The following is a 23,218-nucleotide window of genomic DNA, read 5'->3' as shown; positions in this document are numbered from 1 at the left end:
CGTCGGTGGCGTAGCGCAGGTTGGGCTGCACCTTCAGCACGGGGCCGGCGTTGACCGCGATCGGATGACCCGGTTCGTGGCGGTCCGGGTAGTTGGGGGGGGTGGCATGCGCCATGTCGGCCGAGGCCATGGTGGAGGCGGTCAGACGGCGCAGAAAGTCCTCGCGGTCCCCGCCGGCGGCCAGGGTGATCCGCTCCAAAACCGTGCGCAGCAGATCCGACTGGGCGCCGTGGTCCGAGGTCGACCCCACCTCCTCGTGGTCGAAGAGCACCAGCACCGGTAGGTAGCGCCCCGGCCGGGCGGCCAGCAGGGCTTCCAGCCCGGCGTAGCAGCTGGCCTGGTTGTCCAACCGGGGCGCACTGACGAACTGCTGGTCCACCCCGGTCATCGCCGCCGGCTCCAGGTCGTGGGTCATCAGGTCGAAGCCGAGCACGTCGGCGCGATCGACACCGGCGCGTTCGGCGACGTGGCCCAGGAAGTCCCGGGCCGGGCCGCCCGCACCCCACACCGCGTCGAGGTGACGTTGCGGATCCAGCGCGACCGCCGCGCGGTCGGCGGCCAGGTGGATCGCCAGCTGGGGAACCCGCAGAATCGGTTCGTCGATCCGGACCAGATGCTGGCTGATCGACGAGCCTGCGCTGCGCACCGAGAGCCGCCCGCTGACGCCCAGGTCGCGGTCCAGCCACGAGTTCAGCCAGGCGCCGCCGTAGGGCTCCAATGCCACCAGATGCCAGCCGGCGACCTCGCGGTCGGGACGTTGTTTGACCCGCAGGTTGGGACTGTCGGTGTGCGCCCCCACCACCCGGAACGGCGCCCCGGGATCCGTCGCGCCGCTGTCCCAGGCGATCAGCGAGCCGGCCCGGACGGTGAAGTACCGCCCGGGCTGGGCGGGCCATCGGTCGGTCTCGGCGACCTCGGTGTAACCGGCAGCCCGCAGGCGTTCGGCGACGCCGGCACAGACGTGGAACGGCGAGGGGCAGGCATCGATGAACTCGCACAGTCCGGTCGCGGTGGCAGCCATGGGCTCAAGTCTTTCCCATCGCAACGCCGATTGGGGCGTTAGGGTCGATACTGTGCCGTCAGCTCAGCCCGTCACCGCTCCCCTGACCTGTGCGGCCATCTTCCTGGTAGCCACCATCGACGAAGGTGGCGAAGCCGTGGTGCACGAGGCGTTGCCGGACCTGGCGGGCTTCGCCCGGGCCATCGGCTTCCGCGACCCGACCAAGCGGCTGTCGGTGGTGACCTCGATCGGATCCGACGCCTGGGACCGGCTGTTCGCCGGGCCGCGGCCGGCGCAGCTGCATCCGTTCGTCGAGCTGACCGGTCCCCGTCACACCGCCCCGGCCACCCCGGGCGACCTGCTGTTCCACATCAAGGGCGAGACCCTCGACGTCTGCTTCGAGCTGGCCGGACGCATCGTGAAGGCGATGGCCGGTGCGATCACCGTGGTCGACGAGGTGCACGGCTTCCGGTTCTTCGACAACCGCGATCTGCTCGGCTTCGTCGACGGCACCGAGAACCCGGTCGAAGAGGCGGCCTGCGAGGCCACCGCGATCGGCGACGAGGACCCCGACTTCGCCGGCGGGTCCTATGTCCACGTCCAGAAGTACCTGCACGACATGGCGGCCTGGGAGGCGTTGCCGGTCACCGAGCAGGAACGGGTGATCGGCCGCACCAAGGCCGACGACATCGAGTTCGACGACGCCGACAAGCCGGCCAATTCCCACATCGCGCTGAACGTGATCACCGACGATGACGGCAACGAGCTGGACATCGTGCGGCACAACATGCCGTTCGGCTCGGTGGGCACCGGCGAGTCCGGCACCTACTACATCGCCTACTCCCGCAGTCCGGCGGTCACCGAGCAGATGCTGCGCAACATGTTCCTCGGGGACCCGCCCGGCAACACCGACCGCATTCTGGATTTCTCGACCGCCGTCACCGGCGGACTGTTCTTCACCCCCGCCGCAGACTTCCTCGACGGTCCACCGCCACTCCCGGGCCGGCCGGCCCCGAGCCCCGCGCAGCCCGCCGAGCCCGTGCCTGGGGGCTCCCTGAACATCGGCAGCCTGAAAGGAATCTCTTGATGAACAACCTGTATCGCAATCTGGCCCCCGTCACCGACGCGGCCTGGGCCGACATCGAGCAGGAGGCGGCCCGCACGTTCAAGCGGCACATCGCCGGGCGTCGGGTAGTCGACGTCAGCGAGCCCGCCGGCCCCACGGCGGCGGCGGTGGGCACCGGCCGGCTGACCGGCATCGGCGCCCCGGCCGACGGGGTCCAGGCAGCGCTACGGGACAGCAAACCCCTGGTGCGTCTTCGGGTTCCGTTCACCCTGTCGCGGGAAGAGATCGACGACGTGGAGCGGGGCTCGCAGGACTCGGACTGGGACCCGGTCAAGGCCGCGGCCAAGAAGCTGGCGTTCGCCGAGGACCGGATCGTCTTCGGCGGCTATCCGGATGCCGCGGTGCAGGGCATCCGCAGCGCCAGCTCGAACCCGGAGTTGACGCTGCCCGAGGACCCGCGTGACATCCCGGACGTGATCAGCCAGGCGCTCTCAGCGCTGCGCCTGGCCGGGGTAGACGGTCCCTACTCGGTGCTGCTGTCGGCCGACACCTACACCAAGGTCAGCGAGACCTCCGACCACGGCTATCCGATCCTGGAGCACCTGCGCCGGCTGGTGACCGGCGACATCATCTGGGCACCGGCGATCGACGGCGCATTCGTGTTGACCACGCGTGGCGGCGATTTCGACCTGCGGTTGGGCACCGACGTGGCGATCGGCTACCTGTATCACGACGCCGAGAACGTGGAGCTCTACCTGGAGGAGACCTTCACGTTCCTGTGCTACACCGCCGAGGCCGCTGTCGCGCTGACCGCCTAGCCGGGCCCGGGCCGCCGACTGACCGCCCGGCGGTTCAGTCGGCCCACGAGGCGGTGAATGCGGCCACCGAGCGCGCGGTGCGCTCGACGGCGGCGTCCGGATCGGGCAGTGCGGCGGCCAGGCCCTGCACCGCACGGTCGGCGAGCGGGCGCCAATGCTGGATCCAGCCCTCGATGACAGCGCGGTTGGCCGGATTGGCGGCCAGCGCGTAGCGGGCGAGTGCGGCGGTCCAGGCCTGATTGCGGGGGGTGTCCACCCGGGATTCCTGGAGCAGCGCCGCGGTGAGGCCGTCGCCGCCAACGTTGGCCACCTCGGCGAAAGCCTCCTTGAACAGCGCGTCGAGCGCCGGCTTGATCACCAGGTTCAGCGCGGTGAAGGCCTCTCCCCAGTCATAGGCCAACAGCAGGCGTTCCAGCGCTTCCCGGGCCGGCTGCCAGGCCTCGTCGGTCTCCCAGATTCGCCGCGTCGCTTCGGTATTGGCCAATCCGACATCGTGGCTCAGCGACAGCGATTTGGCGCGATAGGCGATCCACTGCAGAGCCCGCAGCTCGTCGGCGGCCTGGAAGAACGCCGCATTGGTGATGTAGGCGCTCGGCGCCAGTTGCCCCACGTAAAGGCTGGTGATCTGCAGTACGTGGAACAGATAGCGGGCGGGCAGGTAGATGCGGCCCAGTGTTTCGACCCAGTCGGGCGCCAGGGCCTGATCGGCATCGAGTGCCTCGTAGTGGTCGACCACGCCTTCGGCGTAGACCTCGCGGTCGTGCTGCAACGCGATGTAGCGGCGGTAGTTCAGCGCGGCCGGATCGCGGAAACCCTCCCAGCTCTCGGCCTGCAGCGGCGAGCCCTCGCGGTGCTTGAGATACCACCGGTTGATCGGGCTGCCCGGGTCGAGGTCGAAAGGAGCCGGCTGGCGGTTGAAGTGATAGTGGAACTGCCCGGTGACGGCTTCGTATTCGGTGGGTTTACGACGGGTGTCGCCGGCGATGCTCCAGGTCTTGAGCTGCCGGGTTTTCGCGGTGGTCATGTGTCAGTCCTCTCGGTCCAAGTACCAGTGCAGTTCGTCGTCGCCGACGTAACGGATCCGGCCGGCAAAACCCACCAGCGCCGGCTCCAGGGTGGCCAACGGGAATGCCTGGCCGGCAGCCGATTCCAGGCTCGCCCGGGTGACGCGCAAAAAGCGCGGGGCATGGATGCGGACGTATCCGGCGTGGTCCTCGATGGCGATGGCCGCATCGGGGTTGTCGGCGTGGATGGCCTCGGTCAGGGCGGCGACGACATCGGGGTCGAAGCCGCGCACCACCGGACCGACGAGCTTGTCCTGTTCGACGGCGGTCATCAGTGGTCTCCTTCGGTGAGCAGGATGGCGATCTGGTCGCCTTCGAGGCGAACGGGATGGCTGCGCAACCGGCAGTTGGCGGGATTGACCCCGGCGCCGGTGGACAGGTCGAATTCCCAGCTGTGCGCGCCGCACGTCAGGATTTCGTCGTCGACATCGCCGTCGGCCAGCGGGAATCCGGCGTGCGGGCACAGTCCGTCGTAGGCACGGATCTCTCCGCCGCGCAGATGCGCGATCAGGATCGGCCGATCGCCCACCTCGAATTCGGCCACCTCGCCCTCCCAGAGGTCGTCGAGGCTGGCCACCGGGGTCCAGGTGCTAACGCTGGTCATAGAAGACCTCGACGTGGTCCAGTGGGCCGACACCGGCGGCGCCGATCGCCAACGCCGGGTCCAGCACATTGCCGTTGTGGCGCAGCCGGATCGGAGCATCGCGTTTGGCAACGCGGTGTCCGACCACATGGTGGGCGATCGCCGCGCTGACGGCGTCGACGGTGTCGGCGTCGTCGACGGGGATGAGCAGTTCGAGCACGTCGCCCTCGAACAGCGCGGTCAGGGGAAGCAGCGCCATGGTGTCAGCCCTTCGATCCTGGGCGGGCACCGTGCTGTGCCCACCGGTAGTTGTCGGCGTCCTGGCCCTGCTCTTCGGCCGACAGCCCGAAGTACTGCAGGACGGTGCCGAGGTCGGGCGGGCTGATCTCACCGGAGAGCACCCGGTCGATCAGCGACTGGTGACCGGCGAAGCGGTCGGGCCGCTGGGTGAAGATCCACCGGCAGGGCTCCGAGCAGAACAGGTACTTGCGGCCGTTGTGCACGTGGGTCAGCGGGGCCGCGTCGGTGTGGGCACCGACGATCACCCCGGCGGCGCGCACGATGGGCAGTTGGCACAGGTTGCAGGTGATCGGCAGGGTCTCGGGCAACGTGGCGGCGATGTCGCCGTTGCGGATGTTGTCGGTGATGACGTCCCAGTGCTTGCCGAAGTCACGGTTCCAGCCGGGGTACTTCTCCTCCAGCCACAGCCGCTCCTCCTGCGAGACCCCGGCGTCGGGGTTCCACCACACCGTGGGCCGGTAGTACCACACGCCCAGATGGATGGCGTGGTGGTACCAGGTCAGCTCGTTGATGAATTCCTCCCAGTACCAAGGCAATTCGAGACCATAGTCACGGAACTGGTCGGCGAACTGTTTGACCACCCAGTCCTCGATGAACTCTTTGAAGCTCATTCGCCGGCTTTCCAGCGGGGTGTAGTAGTCCATCGACAGACCCGTCAGCAGCGCGAAGACGCGCCACGACCGCCAGAACATGTGGTCGATCAGGAACTGCCCCCACGCACCTTCGCCGCTGTCGGTGAGCACCTTGATCGTCGGCTCGCCCTGCTGGGCGTGGCGCGCCTCGTCGGTCTGGATGGAACTGATCAGGGCGCCGAACTCCAGGTCGCCGACGTCGATGGCGTCGGCGGCCATCCCGAGGAACTGCAGGTTGGTGAATCCGGTCTCCAGGGTGAAGGTCAACTGCAGCGCGATCGACAGCGCGTCGTTGGCCACGAACATGTCGTCGAACAGGTAGCGCACCGCCAGGACGATCCAGTTGTTGGTGTGGAACGCCTTGAGCGCCCAGTCGCCGCGCGGCTCTTTGTCGAGCAGGCCGTAGGGGAAGAATGCCTGGATCTGCCCGTGCCGGACCTCGTCGAGGGTGCCGAAGGTCGCGGTGTTGCGCCACGCCGCCGAGCGACCGAACCGGCCCATTCGCGCTTCGCCGATGGAGGCCAGGTACTCAGGCATGGTGATGGCGCCGTAGTGCGCCACGATGACCGACTTCCAGCCCGGGTCGAGCTGTTCGAACAGCTTGGACCGCCCGATGGCGTTCTTCAGCGAGTAGGTGGTGGTGTCCTTGGTCACCTGGTTGTGCACGTACTCGCGGTAGCCGACTTTGTAGGGCTCGTCCCACTTGAGCCAGGCCTCCGCGGGAACCCGGTGGGTGCCGGAGAGGTCTTCGGGGAACACCTCCTCCTCGGTCACATAGCGAAACGTCCAGTTGGTGTCGCGGGCTAAGTCGTACCAATCGCTGCGCGAAAGTTTGGGCATGTGTCGTCCTCGGTCGGGCATGAGCTGCGAACTGAGCTGTCGCTCACGGATCGAGACCATGATGCAGCAATTCCCCAGGACTCCTAAGTATTAGGATCAGCCTGATTCGCACCATTCGGTTACGACGGGGGCAGCGGCTACGCTGCGATCCCGGCGGCAACGCGCAACACCGGGCAGGGAGGTCACGATGACGGACACCGACGAACACCCGGCGGAAGCCACCGCCGTGGCCGCCCCCGCCGCCGGCACACGCGACGGGATCGTGCCCTGAAATCCGGGAGCGAGCGCCACCCCAGCCTGGACTCCAAGATCGTCGCCGCCCTCGACAGGGTCGGCGACGCCCTGCACGTGCTGGCCCGGCGAGCCGCCGAGAACCACGATCTGTCGAGCACGCAGATGCGGGTTCTGGGCTGGCTGCACGTCGGCCCGCCGCCGGCCGCCCACCCCACCACGCTGGCCCGCGAACTCAACGTCACCGATTCCACCGTGAGCGACGCCATCGCCGCGCTGATCCGCAAGGGCCTGGTGGTGCGCACCCCGGCCTCCCACGACCGCCGTCGTCACGACCTGTCCCTGACCCCAGAGGGACGCAGGACGGCTGCCCAGATCGCACGCTGGACCGCACCCGCAGAGATCGCCACCTCCAGGCTCGAGCGCGCCGAAGCCGAACAACTGCTGGACACGCTGCTGGCCGTGCTGGCCCGACTGCACGACGCGCAGATGATTCCCGTCACCCGCGCCTGCAGCACCTGTACGCAACTGGAAACCGTGCACGCCGACCGACGCAGCTACCGCTGCAAGGTCTACGACACGCCCATGACGATTCCGGAACTGCGGGTCGACTGCGCCGACCACGTCCCGGCATAGCGATCCCGCGCGATTCGGTTCGCCGCGCGGGCCAGTGGGTCAGGCGGCCAGCACCGCGTCCAACGCGGAGTAGAACAGTCCGAGGCCGTCATCGCTCGGCCCGGTCAGCGCCTCGATGGCGTGCTCCGGATGCGGCATCAGCCCGACCACCCGGCCGTTGGCCGAGCTCACCCCGGCGATGTCGCGCAGCGAGCCGTTGATGTTGTCGAGGTAGCGGAAGACCACCCGGCCCTCGCCCTCCAGTTCGTCGAGCACCGCCTCGGAGGCGACGTAGCGGCCCTCGCCGGACTTCAGCGGCACCAGTAGGTCGGCGTCGGCCTCGAACCGCGACGTCCAGGCCGTGGAGGTGGAGGCCACCCGCAGCCACACGTCGCGGCAGACGAAGTGCAGGCCGACGTTGCGGGTCAGCGCGCCCGGCAGCAGGCCCGCCTCGCAGAGCACCTGAAAACCGTTGCAGATGCCGAGCACGGGCATGCCCCGGTTGGCCGCCGCAACCACCTCACCCATCACCGGGGCGAACCGGGCGATGGCGCCGGCCCGCAGGTAGTCGCCGTAGGAGAAGCCACCGGGCACCACGACGGCGTCGACACCCTTGAGGTCGGCGTCGGCGTGCCAGAGGCTGACGGGCTCGGCGCCGACGAACCGCACCGCGCGGGCGGCGTCGACGTCGTCGAGGGTGCCGGGGAAGGTGATGACGCCGACCCGCGCGCTCACGGCGTCTCCCGGCTGACGGTGAAGTCCTCGATCACCGTGTTGGCCAGCAGAGATTCGGCGATCTCGGCCAGCGCGGCATCGTCGACCGAGTCATCGACCTCGAGCTCGAATCTTTTGCCCTGGCGGACGTCGGACACGCCGGTGTGCCCGAGGCGAGAAAGCGCTCCGAGGATGGCCTGACCCTGCGGGTCGAGGATCTCGGCTTTGGGCATCACGTGCACAACCACCCGGGCCACGCGCGCTCCCTACTGTCGACGGGGAATCGGTCGCGTCAACAATACCGATGCCTGTCCGCGGCGCCGGAGCGCACAATCAATCCATGCAACTGACCCACTTCGGCCATTCCTGCCTGCTCGCCGATTTCGGCGATGCCTCGGTGCTGTTCGACCCGGGCAACTTCTCGCACGGGTTCGAGGGCATCACGGGTCTGGCCGCCATCCTCATCACCCACCAGCACCCCGACCATGTCGACCTCACCCGGCTTCCGGCCCTGCTCGACGGCAACCCCGGCGCCGCGCTCTACGCCGACCCGCAGACCGCCGCCCAGCTGGGTCCGCCCTGGCAGCCGGTGTACGTCGGGGACGCTTTCGACATCGGCCCGCTGCGGGTCCGCGGGGTGGGGGGACGGCACGCCGTGATCCATCCAGAGCTGCCGGTGATCGACAACATCTCCTACCTGGTCGGCGATGCCGACCATCCGGCGAGGCTGATGCACCCCGGCGACGCGTTGTTCGTGCCCGGCGAACCGGTGGACGTGCTGGCGGCTCCGGCCGCGGCGCCGTGGATGAAGATCTCCGAGGCGGTCGACTACCTGCGCGCGGTGGCGCCGCGCGTCGCGATACCGATCCACCAGGGCATCATCGCGCCCGATGCCCAGGGCATCTATCACGGGCGCCTGGCCGAGATGGGCCGCGCCGAATTCCGGGTCCTGCCGCAGGAGAACGCGGTCACCCTGTAGCCAGGCGATGTCGTAGCTAGGCGATGTCGGCGGCGGCACCGCGCCCGGCGGCCCGCCCGGAGAAGATGCAACCGCCCAGGAAGGTGCCCTCCAGCGCCCGATAGCCGTGCACACCGCCGCCCCCGAATCCGGCCACCTCGCCGGCCGCGTACAGCCCGTCGATCGGTCTGCCGTTCGCGCCCATCACCCGGGAGTCCAGGTCGGTTTCCACGCCCCCCAGCGTTTTGCGGGTCAGGATGTGCAGCTTCACCGCGATCAGCGGGCCCGCGGACGGGTCGGTCAACCGGTGCGGGGCCACCACCCGGCCCAGCCGGTCACCCAGGTAGGCCCGGGCGCCGCGGATCGCGGTGATCTGGCCGTCCTTGCTGAACCGGTTCACCACTTCGCGGTCGCGGGCGGTGACCTCGGCTTCGACGGTGGCGTAGTCCAACGGCACCACGTCGGGCAGGCCGTTCATCGCCGCCACCAGATTCCGCAGCGTCGTCGCCTGCACGAAGTCCACCCCGCGGTCGACGAACGCCTGCACCGGCGGGGGCGGCCCCGAACTGACCCGCGAGCGGACCAGCTGACGCAGGCTGCGGCTGGTCAGGTCGGGGTTCTGCTCTTGGCCCGACAGCGCGAATTCCTTCTCGATGATCTGCCGGTTCAGCACGAACCAGGTGTAGTCCTGACCGGAGCGGGCGATGTGCTCCAGCGTCCCCAGGGTGTCGAAACCGGGATACAACGGCCCCGGCAGGCGTACGCCGGAGGCGTCCAGCCACAGCGGTGACGGACCGGGGATGATCCGGATGCCGTGGCCCGGCCAGACCGGGTCGTAGTTCGTGATGCCCTCGGTGTAGTGCCACATCCGGTCCCGGTTGATCACCCGGGCGCCGGCGGCCTCGGCGATCCCGATCATCCGGCCGTCGACGTGGGCGGGCACCCCGGCCAGCAGTTGCGCGGGGACCCGGCCCATACGTTGCGGCCAGTTCTGCCGGACCAGGTCGAGGTTGCCGCCGATACCGCCGCTGGTCACCAGGACCGCGGACGCACCGAACTCGAACTGCCCGATCACTGTCCGCGAGGACGCCACCCCGCGTGCCGCGGTGCAGGGTTCGAGCACGCTGCCCCGCACCCCGCTCACCCGGCCGGCCTCGACGATCAGTTCGTCGACCCGGTGCCGATGGGCGAACCGGACCTTGGGGTTGCCCCGGAGCCGGCGGGCGAAGATCTCCACCAGGGCGGGGCCGGTCCCCCAGCTGATGTGGAACCGGGGCACCGAGTTGCCGTGCCCGATCGCACCGTAGCCGCCACGTTCGGCCCACCCCACCAGCGGGAAGATCTTCAGCCCGCGGTCCCGCAACCAGCTGCGCTTCTCGCCGGAGGCGAAGTCCACATAGGCGTGCGCCCATTGCCGCGGCCAGTGATCCTCGGGCCGGTCGAAGCCCGCGGTGCCCAGCCAATCCTGCAGTGCCAGTTCGTGACTGTCGCGAATGCCGAGCCGGCGCTGTTCGGGACTGTCGACGAAGAACAGCCCGCCGAAGGACCAATACGCCTGTCCCCCGAGGTTGGCGCTGTTCTCCTGGTCGACGATGAGCACACTGCGGCCCCGGTCCACCAGTTCGCAGGCCGCCACCAGCCCCGCCAGTCCCGCCCCGACGACGATCGCGTCAGCGTCCGCCCTATCGCCCATGGCGTGACAGCGTAACGAGTCAGGCGCTCAGTTCAGAGGCCACGTCGACCGGCGTGAGCGGCCAGCGGTAGCGCTCCGGCCGGCAACCGTGCCCCAACGCTGCGTCCGCCGCGTCCAGCATCGCCTCGGCCACGCCCGGCTTGGCCAGCGCCCGGGCACCCACCGACAACCGCACCATGCCGCCGCGGCGCGCAATGCGCTCGGCGGTCGCCACCACCATCCGGCACCACCACGGCGCGGTGAGGAATCCGCCCCCGATGCCGAGCACGCGGGCTCGCACGGTGTGCTCGGGCATCAGGTCGGTCACACCGTGTAGACCGGCCAGCAGCCTGAAGCCGTTGCGCGGCAGCGCCCTGACGGTGCCCGGGGACACGGTCCAACCGGGGGCGGCGAACAACCGGGTGCGTAGTCCCAGGTGCTCGAGCACGCGGTCGGCGCCGAGCAGCCGCAGATTGGCCTCGTGGGCCGCCAGCGTGGCGAACTCGCCGCGACGCTTCTTGGTGGCGGCCTCATCGAAGCCGTGCAGCACGATCGCTGCGCCCGCCGCGCGCCGCTGCGCCAGCCACGCCACCGTGTCGGGGTCGCGGTCCAGCCGGTAGCCGGCACCAAGCCGCGGCGCCACCAGCAGCGATACCGGCACCGCTCGAGCGTCGAGTTGCGCGCAGAAGGCCTCGGCGCCGGCCCGGGTGTGCGCCCCGATCCCGGAGACGGAGACGATCAGTTGTCCGGCCACACCTTCAGTGTGAGCAGCGCAGGTGTCCAGCCGGTGACGTCGAGGAGGACTCCAGATAGCGCTCTGGGTCACCCCCGGCGGCGGCTGTGGTCGGCGGGGTCGGTGCTGTCGGCGGCGATCGCCTTGAGCCGCGCCAGATCGCGGGGGTGCAGGTCGGGCGTCTTCTCCAGGGATTCCAGCAACAGTTCGGTCTGTTCCCGCAACGCCGGCAGATGTTCGGGCCGGCCCGACTCCTTGACGTGGGCGACGAGCATCCGCAGCACCCGCAGGATCGCGGCCGCCACCATCGGTTGACTGGGCGCGACCTGGCGAAGCTGGTCGAAACCGTGACCGATGTACTCCTTGGGGTCCAGATCCCAGGGCCGCAAGAGGATTCGCCCGTCCGGACCGGCGACGGCCTGCGGTCGCGGCGGTACCGTCAGTATGCGTCGCAGCAGACTGCCCACCCGCAGCGTCGCCTCCACCGCGGTGGTGGGGTCGTTGATCGCCGAGCTGAGCGCGCGCAGTCCGATGTCGACCAGTTGGCGGAAGGCGAAGTCGACGTCCTCCTGCATGGTGCGACTGTCGCTGACCACGACGGCCCGGGGCAGCTTGTTACGCACCCGATCGGGGTTCGCCGGAACCGGCCAGATGGTGACCAGCGGCTGCCCGAGGTGGATGTAGGCGCCGACCCGGGTGTCCAGCCGGATGGTGGTGCCGGGCGGAATGGCCGCCAGCAACCGCTCGGAATCGACCTGGCTGACCCAGCCGTTGCCGGGCGAGGTCAACCGCAGCGCATCGGCCGGGACGTTCATGTCGGCGTCGAGGGCGGGTTGCTCGTGGGCGGCGGCGGCCGCGACCGCATCGATCACCATGGCCCCCTCGGCCGCGATCTCGCGCACCACCTGGCCCACTTCCAGTCGGTGCGCCAGATGGTCGACGTGGGCGATGATGGTGATCACGGTGGCGATCGTCAGCACTATCGCCACCGTCACGGTCAGCGGCGGAGCGGACATGGGCGAGGATCCGTCGAGGTCGGGCAGGCTCAGCACGCAGTACACGAAGGTCGCGACCAGCAGACCGATCACGACCTGACTGAGCCGATCGCGAATGAACCACCGCATCACCCGGGGCGACAACTGGGAACTCGCCAGCTGCAGGCTGACGATGGTCAACGAGAAGATGACCCCGGCGGTGGTGATCGTGGCGCCGGCGATGGTGGACAGCAGCGTGGTGGCCACGCCGCTGTCCATCTTCAACAGGAAGCGCGGCGACGGGCCGATGTTGCGATCTGCCACGCGGGTGATGACGGCCAGCGCCATTCCGCCGAACACGATCAACAGCGGCAGGGCGAACAGGCTCTCCCGGAACCGGTACGCCAGCGCCGCCGCCCGCACACTGGGGAAGCGTTCCGACCGGGTGCTCATCAGCCAGGCAGGACGGCTTCGATAGCGGTGATCACCTCGGGGTCGTCCGGCACCGTGGTGGGCCGGAAGCGGTTGACCACGGTGGCGCCCGGGGCGAGCAGGAACTTCTCGAAGTTCCACTGCACATCGCCGGCCGCACCTTCGGCGTCGGCGGCCTGGGTCAGCTCCGCATACAGCGGGTGGCGATCAGCTCCGTTGACGTCGGTCTTGGCCAGCAGCGGAAATGTCACGCCGTAGGTGGTGGAGCAGAAGGTCTGAATCTCTTCCGCCGTTCCGGGCTCCTGGCCCATGAACTGGTTGCAGGGCACGCCCAGGACTGTCAGCCCCCGGTCGGCATAGTCGCGCGCGAGCTGCTCCAGGGCCCCGTACTGCGGGGTCAGCCCGCACTTGGAGGCGACGTTGACAACCAGGACAGCACGGTCGGCGAAGTCGGCCAGCGAGATCGAACGGCCATCGAGGGTGGTCAGCGGGATTTCGGCGAGGCTCATGGCCGCGACGTTACCCGCAGTCCACCACCGCCAGGACCCAGGCGTAAGAGAAAGCGATCTCCTTCCAGCGTTCATAGCGCCCGGAGATGCCACCGTGGCCGGCGTTCATCTCGGTTTTCAGCAACACCGGGTTGTCGTCGGTCTTGGTGTGTCGCAGCGCTGCGATCCACTTCGCCGGCTCCACGTAGTACACCCGGGTGTCGTGCAGCGAGGTCATCGCCAGGATCGGCGGATAGTGGCGAGGAGCCACGTTCTCGTACGGCGAGTAGGACTTCATGTAGTGGTAGATGTCCTTGTCCGCCAGGGGATTTCCCCACTCGTCCCACTCGGTGACGGTCAAGGGCAGCGACGGGTCCAAGATGGTGGTCAGCGGGTCGACGAACGGCACCTGGGCCACCACTCCGGCGAACAGCTCCGGCGCCAGGTTGGTCACCGCGCCCATCAGCAGGCCCCCGGCGCTGCCGCCCATGGCGACCAGGCGTCCCGGATCGCAGATGCCCGTGTCGATCAGGTGCCGCCCGACCGCGACGAAGTCGGTGAAGCTGTTCTTCTTCTCCAGCAGCTTGCCGTGCTCGTACCACAGCCGGCCCAGTTCGCCACCGCCGCGAACGTGGGCCACGGCGTACACCATGCCCCGGTCCAGCAGCGACAACCGGGCGATGGAGAACTGCGGGTCCTCGCACATCTCATAGGCGCCGTAGCCGTAAAGCAGCGTGGGGGCGGGCAGTTCGATGTCACTACGGCGTACGACCGACACCGGGACCCGGGTGCCGTCCTGCGCGTAGGCCCAGTCGCGGTACTCGACGTAGTCGGTGCTGCGGTACTCGCCCAGCACGGGTTGCTCCCGCAGCAGGGTGCGCTCCCCGGTGGGCAGGTCGATGTCGTAGATCCGCACCGGGGTGATGAACGAGGTGGCGCCCACCCGCAGCTTCGGGGCATCCCAGTTCGGGTTGGCCGCCAGACCCGCAGACGTCAACTCGGTGTCGAAGGTGATCTCCTGCGGCGGCTGGACATCACCGTCGGCGCCGATCGGCCACAGCTGGAGTCGAGGCAGGCCCTCGGACCGGTACCCCACCACCAGATGGCGCGCGAAGGCATCCACCGAGTCGAGCCGCACGTCGTCGCGTCCGGCGATCAGCGTCTGTTGCGCGGCCGGGTCGGCGGCCTTGGACACCGGCACCTGCACCAGCGTGAAATTGACTGCCCCATCGTTGTGCAGGATCAGGAAACGGTCTTGACCGCCGATGACTGCGTGTTCCACCGAGTACTCGACGCCCTCGCGGCGGGGCAGGATCACGGTGAACTGTGCATCGGAGTTCGCGGCGTCGGCGTAACGCACCTCGGAGGTGATCGACGAACCGGCGGCGATCAACACGTAGGAGTCGCTGCGGGTTCGCCCCACCGACAGCCAGAATCGCTCGTCGGCCTCGTGGTAGACCTGTTCGGCCGAGTCCGCCGGGTCGCCGACCCGGTAGCGCCACACGGTGTCCGGCCGCCAGGCGTCGTCGACGGTCAGGTAGTAGACGGTCCGGTTGTCGGTCGCCCAGGTCACCCCGGCGCCGATCCCGGCGATCTCCCCGGGCAGCAGTTCGCCGGTACGGAGGTCCTTGAACCGCAGGGTGTATCGCTCGTCGCCGACGACGTCGACCGAGTAGGCCAAGAGGTTGCCGTCCGGGCTGACGCTGGCGGCACCAAGCGCGAAGAAATCGTGCCCGTCGGCCTCGGCGTTCTGGTCGAGCAGCACCTGCTCGCCCGGGATCGCGGTGTTCTCGTCGAGTTCCGGCGGGGTCCAGTCGTCGGGGTCGGCGACCGGGCAGCGGCACTGCACGCCGTACTGCTTGCCTTCGAAGGTCCGCGCGTAATACCACCAGTCGTCGCGGCGGGCGGGTACCGACAGGTCGGTCTCCTTGGTGCGGGCTTTGATCTCGTCGAAAATGCTGCTCCGCAAGGAGTCCAGGCGGGCGGTGACCGCCTCGGTGTAAGCGTTTTCGGCTTCCAGGTGGGCGATCACCGCGGGGTCGGACTTGTCCCGCAGCCACTCGTAGGGGTCGACGAAGACGTCGCCGTGGTGGGCGCGGATGCTGTCGACCCGTTTGGCCGTCGGCGGGGCGGGATGACTCTGCTGCTCGGCGGTCATGCTCCGGGACCGACCCAGTCATCGAAGGACAGGCCTGAAATACGTTCGTAGGCCTCGACGTATCGCGCGCGGGTAGCGGCGACGATGTCGTCGGGAAGTGGTGGGGGCGGCTGGTCCCCGGATCGGTCCCACCCGGATTCCGGGCTGGTCAGCCAGTTGCGGACGAACTGCTTGTCGAAACTCTCCTGCACCACCCCGGGCCGATAGTCGTCGGCGGGCCAGTACCGCGACGAGTCGGGAGTGAACACCTCGTCGGCGAGCACCAGGTTGTCGTGCTCGTCGATGCCGAACTCGAACTTGGTGTCGGCGATGATGATTCCCTTGGTCAGGGCGTGGTCGGCGGCCTGCACATAAGTTGCCAGGGTGCGGTCGCGCAGCTGGCCGGCCCGGACCGGGCCCACCAGGTCGATCACCTGGGCGAACGAGATGTTCTCGTCGTGTGCGCCGATCTCGGCCTTGGTCGCCGGCGTGAAGATCGGATTGACGAACTTGCTGGCCTCCACCAGCCCCTCCGGCAGGGGGATGCCGCACACGGCGCCGGTGCGCTGGTAGTCCAGCAGGCCGGAGCCGGTCAGGTAGCCGCGTGCGACGCACTCGACGGGCATCATCTGCAGCTGACGAACCACCAGGGCGCGGCCGAGCACCTCGTGGGGGATACGCGGGTCGTCGGGAGGGCCGGCCAGATGGTTGGGAGCCTCGACGAGGTCGAAGAAGAAGACACTCATCGCGGTCAGGATGCGGCCCTTGTCGGGGATCTCGCTGTCGAGGACGTAGTCGAACGCGGAAATCCGGTCGGTGGCCACGAACAGCAGGTGCTGGTCGTCGATCCGGTAGAGCTCGCGGACTTTGCCGCTGGCCAGGTGCTGGTAATCGGTGAGCGCGGGTCGCGACATTGCGTCAGCCTAATGGGCAGCGCATGGCCGACCCCAATCCAGCACAGCGCGCTTCATATGAATTACAGTCAATTGTCAGATTTTTCATACCTAGCACATAGCAGCATCGGCCCCAAGGTAGCGACCTGATGACATACGCACATACCGCCAGCACCCACCGCCCACGGCCTCGTGCCACCGGGCGCGCCCGCCTGACCGGAGCTGCCGTGGCGGCCGGGGTGGCCATCGGTTTCACCCTGGCACCGGTGAGCGCACCTGCCGCCCAGGCCGACGCCGTCGACGACGTCTTCGACCAGTTCCTGGCCGGTATCGCCGCTGACTGGGGCGGCTCGCTGGGCGCGTCCGCGGCCACGTCGTTCGACCTGGCCGAATGGTTCCAGCAATCGATCTACCTGCCCGTCTACAACGGACTCGATCAGTGGCTGGACACCCAGGCGGGCCAGCAGGTCGCCGACTTCCTGAACGGGTTCGGCTCGTTTGTGATCGGCGACGGCGCCACGGGCACCGAGGCGAACCCCGACGGCGGTGCCGCCGGTTGGCTGTTCGGCACCGGCGGGGCCGGCTGGGACAGCGACCAAGCCGGCGTCGCCGGCGGGGCCGGCGGCGCGGCAGGGCTTATCGGCAACGGTGGCGCGGGCGGCGCGGGCGGTGAAGACGCCGCCGGCGGCGCCGGCGGCGCCGGCGGCTGGTTGCTGGGCAACGGCGGTGTCGGCGGCGACGGCGGGGAGGGCGGCTACGGCGGCGACGGCGGCCACGGCATCGGCCTGTTCGCCGCGGGCGGCCACGGCGGGGACGCCGGCGACGGCGTCAGCGCCGCGGCGGCTGCCGGCTTCCCGCGCCCGGCGCTGGGCGGGGCGGGTGGCAACGCCGGCCTGTTCGGCACCCACGGCTCCGTCGGCGCCTTCGGCACCTTGGACAGCGGCCCGCCGATCGGCAGCGGAGCTTTCAGCACCGCCGGCACCTGGCTCACCGACGCCGACGGCCGGGTGCTGATCCTGCACGGGGTCAACGAGGTCAACAAGTATGCGCCCTTCAGCCCCGAGGCCGACCACTTCGACGAGCAGGATGCGGCGTATCTGGCCGCCAACGGCATCAACGCGGTTCGCGTCGGCGTCATCTGGGCCGCGGTGGAGCCCAGCCCCGGCCAGATCGACTACGAGTATCTGGCGTCGATCAAGGGCACCGTGGACCTACTCGGTTCCTACGGCATCGTCAGCGTCATCGACATGCATCAGGACCTGTACAGCGATGTCATCACCGGCATCGGCGACGGGGCACCGGAGTGGGCGGTGCAGACCGGCGATGCGGTCAACATCAACTACGGCTGGCCGTGGAACTACCCGCTCAACGCCGCGGTGAACCATGCCTGGGACGCGTTTTGGACCAACTCCCCCGGACCCGACGGCATAGGCCTGCAGAACCATTACGCCGGGATGTTCCAGGCCGTCGCCGGCTACCTGAACGGCAGTCCGCACGTCGCGGGCTACGAGATCATGAACGAGCCCTGGCCGGGCTCGGGCTACCTGTCGACGGCGTTCGGCAACCCGTTCTTCGACACCCAGCAGTTGTCACCGTTCTACGAGCAGGTAACGGCGGCGATCCGCTCGGTGGACCCGAGCACCCCGGTCATCTTCGGTTCCAACACGCTGTTCGGCAACCTGCCGGTGCCCACCTTCGTGACCCCGCCGGATGACCCGAACACCATCTTCGCCTTCCACAGCTACTGCCCGTGGTACGAGGTCTTGGGCAGCGACTTCGGCTGCGGGGCCTACGAGGGCTACATCATGCACCACGCCGCGGCCTACTCGCAGGCACACGGCGTGCCGGCGCTGCTCACCGAGTTCGGCAACACCACCAACCCCGGCGTCATCAACGGCGCCACCGGTGCGGCCAACCAGCACGGCTTCGGCTGGCTGTTCTGGGATTACAACAACGTGCTGGTCCGCGACATGGCCCAGCCGCCGGCCGGTGACAACGTGGCAACCGACGCGGTGAACGCGCTGGCGGCGCCTTACCCGCAGGCCGTGGCCGGGATCCCGGGCAGCTGGTCATTCAACGACGGCACCTTCGCGTTCAGCTACTCCACGCAGATGGCCGACGGCTCCGGGCAGTTCGCCGCGGGGGCGCACACCAACATCTCGGTGCCGCCCAGCCTCTACCCGGACGGCTACCAGGTGGCGGTCACCGGCGGGCACGTGGTCTCGGCCGCCAACGCCCCCGTGCTGGTGATCGCCTCCAACGCCGGGGCGGGCACCGTCACGGTGACGGTGACGGCCAACGGCTGAGGTCGCTTCGGCCGCCGGGGGGACGTCGGTGTGCTGGGATCGCAGGTATGACGTCTCGCCTGCTGCCCTATGCCACCTCCCCTGGGCGCCTGCTGGCCCAGCTGTTCAGCGATCTGATGGTCGCGGCGTGGACCTGCCTGTGGGTGCTGGTCGCGCTGGCGGTGCACGGTGCCGTGACCACCATCGCCGGTGTGGGTCGGCAGTTCGAGCGGGGGGCCACCGGTGTCGCCGACAGCTTGGCCTCGGCCGGCAAAAGCGCGGACCGTATCCCGCTGGTCGGTGACGCGGTCAGCAAGCCGCTCACCGCGGCCGGTCATGCCGCGGTCGACATCGCCGGGGCCGGCCACAACCTGAACACCACCGCCGGGTGGCTGGCCTATGTGCTGGCATTCGCGGTCGCGGCCCCGCCGATCCTGGCGGTGGCCATGCCATGGCTGGCCTTGCGGCTGCGTTTCTTCCTGCGTAAACGAGCGGTGCTGGGCCTGTACGCCAGCCCGGCCGGACAGCAGTTGCTGGCGCTGCGCGCACTCACCAATCGCCCGTTGGGGAAGCTGACCGCGGTCAGCCCCGACCCGGCCGGAGCCTGGCGGCACGCCGACCCGACGGTCATCGGCCGTTTGGCCGCCTTGGAACTGCGTTCTGCGGGCTTGGCCCGGCGATCTCGGGGCGGTCCCGTTCCGTGAGCGACCGGTATTACCGGTTGTCCCGCTAGGGCCGCAGTTCCACCATCATGTGCCGCATCCCGGTGTGCCGGTTGCTGCGGGTCCACTCCACCGGTGCCACCACCGCCACCTCGCCGAACCGGCCCAGCAGCTCCTCGTAAAGCACCCGCAGTTCCAAGCGCGCCAGGTGCGCGCCCAGGCAGAAATGGGCACCGTGGCCGAACCCGATGTGCGGGTTGGGTTTGCGGGTGATGTCGAACTGATCGGCCCGGTCGAAGGCCGCCGGATCGCGGTTGGCCGAGCCCTCCCACACCAGCACCTTCTGGCCAGCGTCGACGGTCTGCCCGCCCAGCACCGCGCGCCGGGTGGCGGTGCGCCGTTTCGACGGAGCCGGTGAGGTCCAGCGCAGGATCTCTTCGATGGCGGTGGGCAGCAGCCCGTGATCGCTGCGCAGCAACCGATATTGGTCCGGGTGCTGAGCCAGTGCCAGCAGCCCGCCGGCGATCGCGTTGCGGGTGGTCTCAGCGCCGGCACTGAACAACAGCTGGAAGAACAAATACACTTCGAGATCGCTGAGTTCGGGGTCGGTGGAGTTCGCCACCACCGACAGCATGTCGTCGGCGGGGGCCGCGCGCTTGGCCGCGATCAACTCGAGCCCGAAGTTGTAGACGCGGCTGCCGGCGTCCTCGATGGACAGTCGCGACACCACCGCCTTGCGGGAGCCGCGGAAGTCGAAGCTGGGCTCGATGGCCTCGAACAGCCAGTGCCGGTCTGCCTCGGGGACCCCCAACAGAATGCAGATCATCTGCATCGGGATCTCGGCGGCGACGTCGACCAGGAAATCGAAGGGCCCCCCGGGCTCCACCGCGTCCAGCAGCGTCCGGGCCCGCTGCCGCAGGTCGGTCTCGACGCGGCGGATCATCCGTGGCGTGAGCCCGGAGCTGACCAGCCGCCGGACCTGCGCGTGCCGCGGGTCGTCCATCATGTTCAGCAGCTGGCCCGCGATCGGCAGGTCCTGCAGCACGGTGCCGCCGAACGGCCGGTCACCACCGGTGACTGAGGAATACGTTTCGGCATCCCGCAGCACTTCCAGGGTTTCGGCGTGCGTGGCCACCGACCAGAAGCCCTCGCCGTCGGGGGTGTGGGCGGTGGGTTCGTGCCAGAACACCGGGGCGACGCGGCGATGCAGCGCGAACAGCTCGTGGGGGAAACCGTCGGCGAAGTTGTCCAGATCGGTGAAGTCGATGCTCGCGAGTTCCCGGGCCTGCATGAGGGTCAGAGAATCGCGCCCGGTTGGTAGGCGGCAGCACCCGGGTAACGCTCGACCAGTTCGGCGACCTCGGCGGCCACCCGGTCGACCTGGTCGGCGGCGGCCCCGGTGAATGCCTGCCGGTCGGCGACGGCCTCCTCCAGTGCCGCGCGGTCCAGCGGCAGCCGCTCGTCGGCGGCAAGCCGGTCCAGCAGGTCCGGTTCGGCGCCCCGTTCTCGCATCGCCAGCGCCACCGCCACCGCGTGCTCTTTGATGACCTCGTGGGCGGCTTCGCGGCCCACGCCGGCGCGCACCGCCGCGATGAGCACCTTGGTGGTGGCCAGGAAGGGCAGGTAGCGGTCCAGTTCGCGGGTGATCACCGCCGGGTACGCCCCGAACTCGTCGAGCACGGTCAAGAACGTCTCGGTCTGCCCGTCGACGGCGAAGAAGGCGTCCGGCAGCGCCACGCGGCGCACCACCGAACAGAAGACGTCACCCTCGTTCCACTGCGCGCCGGCCAGCTCGGCAGCCATCGAGGCATAGCCGCGCAGCACCACCTGCAGGCCGTTGACCCGCTCGCAGCTGCGCGTGTTCATCTTGTGCGGCATCGCCGAGGACCCCACCTGACCGGGCGCAAATCCTTCGGTGACCAGTTCGTGGCCGGCCATCAGGCGAATCGTCTGGGCCAGCGAAGAGGGGCCGGCACCCAGTTGCACCAGGGCCGAGACCACGTCGTGGTCCAGCGAGCGTGGGTAGACCTGTCCGACGCTGGTCAGCACCGTGGAGAACCCGAGGAAGGCGGCGACTCGGCGCTCCAGCTCGCTGAGCTTGGCGGTGTCGCCGTCGAACAGGTCCAGCATGTCCTGTGCCGTGCCCATCGGCCCCTTGATGCCGCGCAACGGGTAGCGGTCGATCAACTCACGTACCCGCTGCAGCGCGAGCAGCGTCTCCTCGGCCGCTGAGGCGAACCGCTTGCCCAGCGTGGTGGCCTGTGCGGCGACATTGTGGCTGCGCCCGGCCATCACCAGGTCGCGGTAGGCCAGCGCATGCCCGACCAGGCGGGCCGCGACGGCGACCCCGTGCTCGTGCACCAGTTGCAGGGACTGGCGGATCTGCAGCTGCTCGACGTTTTCGGTCAGATCCCGGCTGGTCATGCCCTTGTGGATGTGCTCGTGACCGGCCAGCGCGTTGAACTCCTCGATACGGGCCTTGACGTCATGGCGCGTCACCCGCTCGCGGTCGGCGATCGATGCCAGGTTTACGTCGTCGATCACGGCCTCGTAGTCGGCGATCGCCTCGGCCGGGACCGCCACGCCCAGCTCGGCCTGCGCACGCAACACCGCCAGCCACAGCCGCCGTTCGGCAACGATTTTGGCCTGCGGCGACCAGATCTCTGTCATCGCGGTGCTGGCGTAACGGGTGGCCAGCACATTGGGGATGCTCACGAGCAGCTAGCTTACGGTCGCCCGATCCGCCCCGGGCCGGCTGGCCCGCGCAGCACGGACCGGGCAGCTGCCGGCGTCACCAACCGGTCGGTGCCAGCGCTCGCTCGTCGACGGGTCCACGGCCTTCCGACAGTGATATCGCAGCGTCGATGAGGTACCGCGCCACGACCTCGACGGCATGCCGGGGCGCCAGCGGCTCGCAGAGGAAAGCGGGATTGCTTCGGGTGGCGCGACGCAGCACGTTGTGACATCCCGGCGCGAACTGCACCCGGACGACCGTCCGGTCGTCGGCCCGATTGATCAACGGGTATCGATTCTGCGTGTAGCGCACACAGGTTCCGGTGCGGTCGATGCCGTACCCGGCCGCCATGGCGTCGGAGCGGTCCACGGTGACCGGCCAGAACGGCGGCACGAGGTCGAAGGACCGCACGATCTCGTGCCGTGGTCCCACCGCTACGTGCCTGGTCAGGGTCCGTTCCCGGCATCGGGCGGCGATCTCGTGGGGGCGCACCCGATTGATCCGCATGATGTCGAGGAACACCTCGGCCGCGATCCGGGCCGCGGGCGCCTGCTGCTCGACCGTGAACTGATGCTGCGCAGACATCTGGCCGACCCCTACGTCCGACCGGTTCGTTTCTGATTACGGACGTCGGTCCACGGCATCGCCGAAAAAGCAACACATTTTGCGCTCTGGCAACAAACCGTCAACACGGAGACTCCATATGTCGATAAAAACGGACCGAACGGAGTCTGGCACAGGCAGGCGGCTGGTGACGGCGCTTTGCGGCAACCCGGCGCCGGGAGGTCAGGCCGGCCCCGGCCGCAGCGCCGCGGGCCGCGGACCGCTCGTGGCGGCAGCGAGCGCTCTACAGCGCGTGCAGGATGTCCTCGACCCGGTCCTTGGCGTCGCCGAACAACATGGCGGAGTTCTGCCGGAAGAACAGCGGGTTCTGCACACCCGCGTAGCCCGAAGCCATGGAGCGCTTGAAGACGATCACGTTGTCGGCTTCCCACACGGTGAGCACCGGCATGCCCGCGATGGGGCTCGACGGGTCTTCGGCGGCGGCCGGGTTGACGGTGTCGTTGGCGCCGATCACCAGCACCACGGAGGTGTCGCCGAAGTCGTCGTTGATCTCGTCCATCTCCAGCACGATGTCGTAGGGCACCTTGGCCTCGGCCAGCAGGACGTTCATGTGTCCGGGCAGCCGGCCGGCGACCGGGTGAATGCCGAAGCGCACGTTGACGCCGCGGTCCCGCAGCTTGCGGGTCAGCTCGGCGACTCCGTACTGGGCCTGCGCGACGGCCATGCCGTAGCCGGGGGTGATGATCACCGACTCGGCACCGCTGAGCAGTTCGGCCACGCCCTCCGCGGTGATCTCCCGGTGCTCTGTCTCTTATACACATCT

At 69.0% G+C, this 23,218-nt stretch carries 23 protein-coding genes and 1 pseudogene; 6 read left to right on the top strand and 18 right to left on the bottom strand.

Annotated features, from left to right (window positions below; translation table 11 throughout):
* On the bottom strand, positions 1-1,021 hold a 1,021-nt coding region (locus tag LI92_RS11990), incomplete at its 3' end, for a M18 family aminopeptidase (protein ID WP_046319172.1).
* Between LI92_RS11990 and LI92_RS11985 the strand changes: the two genes are divergently transcribed.
* Together LI92_RS11985 and LI92_RS11980 are read left to right on the top strand one after the other, a co-directional pair.
* Positions 1,020-2,087 carry a Dyp-type peroxidase gene (locus LI92_RS11985; protein ID WP_082109682.1) on the top strand — a complete coding sequence of 356 codons (1,068 nt, stop codon included), beginning with the start codon at positions 1,020-1,022 and terminating at the stop codon, positions 2,085-2,087. The two genes, LI92_RS11990 and LI92_RS11985, sit on opposite strands and share 2 nt — an antisense overlap.
* Positions 2,087-2,884 (top strand): family 1 encapsulin nanocompartment shell protein, encoded by a 798-nt coding sequence (locus LI92_RS11980; protein ID WP_046319169.1) that lies wholly within the window; start codon positions 2,087-2,089, stop codon positions 2,882-2,884. The genes LI92_RS11985 and LI92_RS11980 overlap by 1 nt, the downstream gene beginning before the upstream one ends.
* 34 nt (positions 2,885-2,918) lie before the next feature.
* Here LI92_RS11980 and LI92_RS11975 read toward each other — a convergent pair whose 3' ends face one another.
* The 5 genes from LI92_RS11975 to LI92_RS11955 are packed head-to-tail and all read right to left on the bottom strand — an operon-like array spanning position 2,919 to position 6,303.
* Positions 2,919-3,908 carry an aromatic/alkene monooxygenase hydroxylase subunit beta gene (locus tag LI92_RS11975; protein WP_046319165.1) on the bottom strand — a complete coding sequence of 330 codons (990 nt, stop codon included), beginning with the start codon at positions 3,906-3,908 and terminating at the stop codon, positions 2,919-2,921.
* A 3-nt stretch (positions 3,909-3,911) separates the two neighbouring features.
* A complete protein-coding gene (locus LI92_RS11970; RefSeq protein ID WP_046319163.1) occupies positions 3,912-4,220 on the bottom strand; it encodes an MmoB/DmpM family protein in 309 nt (102 codons plus the stop codon).
* A complete protein-coding gene (locus tag LI92_RS11965; RefSeq protein WP_046319161.1) occupies positions 4,220-4,552 on the bottom strand; it encodes a Rieske 2Fe-2S domain-containing protein in 333 nt (110 codons plus the stop codon). The genes LI92_RS11970 and LI92_RS11965 overlap by 1 nt, the downstream gene beginning before the upstream one ends.
* Positions 4,539-4,790, bottom strand: a complete 252-nt coding sequence (locus LI92_RS11960; RefSeq protein ID WP_046319159.1) for a toluene-4-monooxygenase system B family protein — start codon at positions 4,788-4,790, stop codon at positions 4,539-4,541. Before LI92_RS11960 ends, LI92_RS11965 begins: the two co-directional genes overlap by 14 nt.
* A 4-nt stretch (positions 4,791-4,794) precedes the next feature.
* Complete coding sequence (locus LI92_RS11955; protein WP_046319149.1) at positions 4,795-6,303, bottom strand: aromatic/alkene/methane monooxygenase hydroxylase/oxygenase subunit alpha; 1,509 nt, start codon at positions 6,301-6,303, stop codon at positions 4,795-4,797.
* A 348-nt stretch (positions 6,304-6,651) separates the two neighbouring features.
* On the opposite strand from LI92_RS11955, the gene LI92_RS11950 reads away from it, so the two are divergent.
* Positions 6,652-7,170, top strand: coding sequence for a MarR family winged helix-turn-helix transcriptional regulator (locus tag LI92_RS11950; RefSeq protein WP_082109681.1), 519 nt, complete (start codon positions 6,652-6,654; stop codon positions 7,168-7,170).
* 39 nt (positions 7,171-7,209) lie between these two features.
* Here LI92_RS11950 and purQ read toward each other — a convergent pair whose 3' ends face one another.
* Complete coding sequence (gene purQ, locus LI92_RS11945; protein ID WP_046319147.1) at positions 7,210-7,884, bottom strand: phosphoribosylformylglycinamidine synthase subunit PurQ; 675 nt, start codon at positions 7,882-7,884, stop codon at positions 7,210-7,212.
* On the bottom strand, positions 7,881-8,120 hold the full coding sequence (gene purS, locus LI92_RS11940; protein ID WP_046319145.1) for a phosphoribosylformylglycinamidine synthase subunit PurS: 240 nt from the start codon (positions 8,118-8,120) through the stop codon (positions 7,881-7,883). Before purS ends, purQ begins: the two co-directional genes overlap by 4 nt.
* Before the next feature lie 83 nt (positions 8,121-8,203).
* On the opposite strand from purS, the gene LI92_RS11935 reads away from it, so the two are divergent.
* Positions 8,204-8,842, top strand: coding sequence for an MBL fold metallo-hydrolase (locus LI92_RS11935; RefSeq protein ID WP_046319143.1), 639 nt, complete (start codon positions 8,204-8,206; stop codon positions 8,840-8,842).
* 16 nt (positions 8,843-8,858) lie between these two features.
* Here LI92_RS11935 and LI92_RS11930 read toward each other — a convergent pair whose 3' ends face one another.
* The 6 genes from LI92_RS11930 to LI92_RS11905 form a co-directional block, all read right to left on the bottom strand.
* Positions 8,859-10,514: an FAD-binding dehydrogenase gene (locus tag LI92_RS11930; RefSeq protein ID WP_046319141.1), complete on the bottom strand. Its 1,656-nt coding sequence runs from the start codon at positions 10,512-10,514 to the stop codon at positions 8,859-8,861.
* 19 nt (positions 10,515-10,533) lie between these two features.
* Entirely contained in the window at positions 10,534-11,247 is a 714-nt protein-coding gene (locus LI92_RS11925) for a DUF2334 domain-containing protein (protein WP_046319139.1), read from the bottom strand.
* A 68-nt stretch (positions 11,248-11,315) separates the two neighbouring features.
* Complete coding sequence (locus LI92_RS11920; RefSeq protein ID WP_046319138.1) at positions 11,316-12,653, bottom strand: DUF2254 domain-containing protein; 1,338 nt, start codon at positions 12,651-12,653, stop codon at positions 11,316-11,318.
* The gene (locus LI92_RS11915) at positions 12,653-13,141 is read right to left on the bottom strand and encodes a glutathione peroxidase (protein WP_046319136.1); all 489 of its coding nucleotides are present in this window, start codon (positions 13,139-13,141) and stop codon (positions 12,653-12,655) included. The genes LI92_RS11920 and LI92_RS11915 overlap by 1 nt, the downstream gene beginning before the upstream one ends.
* Positions 13,142-13,151: 10 nt before the next feature.
* Complete coding sequence (locus tag LI92_RS11910; protein ID WP_046319134.1) at positions 13,152-15,278, bottom strand: S9 family peptidase; 2,127 nt, start codon at positions 15,276-15,278, stop codon at positions 13,152-13,154.
* Positions 15,275-16,171, bottom strand: a complete 897-nt coding sequence (locus LI92_RS11905) for a phosphoribosylaminoimidazolesuccinocarboxamide synthase (RefSeq protein ID WP_046319132.1) — start codon at positions 16,169-16,171, stop codon at positions 15,275-15,277. Before LI92_RS11905 ends, LI92_RS11910 begins: the two co-directional genes overlap by 4 nt.
* 128 nt (positions 16,172-16,299) lie before the next feature.
* Here LI92_RS11905 and LI92_RS11900 point away from each other — a divergent pair, with 128 nt between their 5' ends.
* Positions 16,300-18,456 carry a cellulase family glycosylhydrolase gene (locus tag LI92_RS11900; RefSeq protein ID WP_046319130.1) on the top strand — a complete coding sequence of 719 codons (2,157 nt, stop codon included), beginning with the start codon at positions 16,300-16,302 and terminating at the stop codon, positions 18,454-18,456.
* A gap of 47 nt (positions 18,457-18,503) precedes the next feature.
* Positions 18,504-19,139, top strand: a complete 636-nt coding sequence (locus tag LI92_RS11895; RefSeq protein WP_046319129.1) for a hypothetical protein — start codon at positions 18,504-18,506, stop codon at positions 19,137-19,139.
* Between the two features lie 25 nt (positions 19,140-19,164).
* On the opposite strand, the gene LI92_RS11890 is transcribed toward LI92_RS11895, so the two are convergent.
* The 4 genes and pseudogenes from LI92_RS11890 to LI92_RS11875 form a co-directional block, all read right to left on the bottom strand.
* Positions 19,165-20,388 (bottom strand): cytochrome P450, encoded by a 1,224-nt coding sequence (locus LI92_RS11890; protein ID WP_046319127.1) that lies wholly within the window; start codon positions 20,386-20,388, stop codon positions 19,165-19,167.
* 5 nt (positions 20,389-20,393) lie between these two features.
* Complete coding sequence (purB, locus tag LI92_RS11885) at positions 20,394-21,812, bottom strand: adenylosuccinate lyase (RefSeq protein WP_046319125.1); 1,419 nt, start codon at positions 21,810-21,812, stop codon at positions 20,394-20,396.
* Positions 21,813-21,888: 76 nt separating this feature from the next.
* On the bottom strand, positions 21,889-22,416 hold the full coding sequence (locus tag LI92_RS11880; protein ID WP_046319123.1) for a hypothetical protein: 528 nt from the start codon (positions 22,414-22,416) through the stop codon (positions 21,889-21,891).
* Between the two features lie 262 nt (positions 22,417-22,678).
* Positions 22,679-23,200 (bottom strand): annotated as a pseudogene (locus tag LI92_RS11875) (NAD(P)(+) transhydrogenase (Re/Si-specific) subunit beta); the annotation flags it as partial.
* Positions 23,201-23,218 lie beyond the last annotated feature (18 nt).

This window comes from Mycobacterium sp. UM_Kg1, from assembly GCF_000972925.1.
Taxonomy (GTDB): Bacteria; Actinomycetota; Actinomycetes; order Mycobacteriales; family Mycobacteriaceae; genus Mycobacterium; species Mycobacterium hiberniae.
The sequence above is the reverse complement of the archived record's forward strand: the minus strand, read 5'-3'. Positions and strand labels throughout refer to the sequence as shown.

What these genes read in the sequence shown, in the direction of transcription:
- LI92_RS11985 (WP_082109682.1), top strand. Translation starts at nt 1,020, where the DNA reads ATGGGCTCAAGTCTTTCCCATCGCAACGCCGATTGGGGCGTTAGGGTC.
- LI92_RS11980 (WP_046319169.1), top strand. Translation starts at nt 2,087, where the DNA reads ATGAACAACCTGTATCGCAATCTGGCCCCCGTCACCGACGCGGCCTGG.
- LI92_RS11975 (WP_046319165.1), bottom strand. Translation starts at nt 3,908, where the DNA reads ATGACCACCGCGAAAACCCGGCAGCTCAAGACCTGGAGCATCGCCGGC.
- LI92_RS11970 (WP_046319163.1), bottom strand. Translation starts at nt 4,220, where the DNA reads ATGACCGCCGTCGAACAGGACAAGCTCGTCGGTCCGGTGGTGCGCGGC.
- LI92_RS11965 (WP_046319161.1), bottom strand. Translation starts at nt 4,552, where the DNA reads ATGACCAGCGTTAGCACCTGGACCCCGGTGGCCAGCCTCGACGACCTC.
- LI92_RS11960 (WP_046319159.1), bottom strand. Translation starts at nt 4,790, where the DNA reads ATGGCGCTGCTTCCCCTGACCGCGCTGTTCGAGGGCGACGTGCTCGAA.
- LI92_RS11955 (WP_046319149.1), bottom strand. Translation starts at nt 6,303, where the DNA reads ATGCCCAAACTTTCGCGCAGCGATTGGTACGACTTAGCCCGCGACACC.
- LI92_RS11935 (WP_046319143.1), top strand. Translation starts at nt 8,204, where the DNA reads ATGCAACTGACCCACTTCGGCCATTCCTGCCTGCTCGCCGATTTCGGC.
- LI92_RS11930 (WP_046319141.1), bottom strand. Translation starts at nt 10,514, where the DNA reads ATGGGCGATAGGGCGGACGCTGACGCGATCGTCGTCGGGGCGGGACTG.
- LI92_RS11920 (WP_046319138.1), bottom strand. Translation starts at nt 12,653, where the DNA reads ATGAGCACCCGGTCGGAACGCTTCCCCAGTGTGCGGGCGGCGGCGCTG.
- LI92_RS11915 (WP_046319136.1), bottom strand. Translation starts at nt 13,141, where the DNA reads ATGAGCCTCGCCGAAATCCCGCTGACCACCCTCGATGGCCGTTCGATC.
- LI92_RS11910 (WP_046319134.1), bottom strand. Translation starts at nt 15,278, where the DNA reads ATGACCGCCGAGCAGCAGAGTCATCCCGCCCCGCCGACGGCCAAACGG.
- LI92_RS11905 (WP_046319132.1), bottom strand. Translation starts at nt 16,171, where the DNA reads ATGTCGCGACCCGCGCTCACCGATTACCAGCACCTGGCCAGCGGCAAA.
- LI92_RS11900 (WP_046319130.1), top strand. Translation starts at nt 16,300, where the DNA reads ATGACATACGCACATACCGCCAGCACCCACCGCCCACGGCCTCGTGCC.
- LI92_RS11895 (WP_046319129.1), top strand. Translation starts at nt 18,504, where the DNA reads ATGACGTCTCGCCTGCTGCCCTATGCCACCTCCCCTGGGCGCCTGCTG.
- LI92_RS11890 (WP_046319127.1), bottom strand. Translation starts at nt 20,388, where the DNA reads ATGCAGGCCCGGGAACTCGCGAGCATCGACTTCACCGATCTGGACAAC.
- LI92_RS11880 (WP_046319123.1), bottom strand. Translation starts at nt 22,416, where the DNA reads ATGTCTGCGCAGCATCAGTTCACGGTCGAGCAGCAGGCGCCCGCGGCC.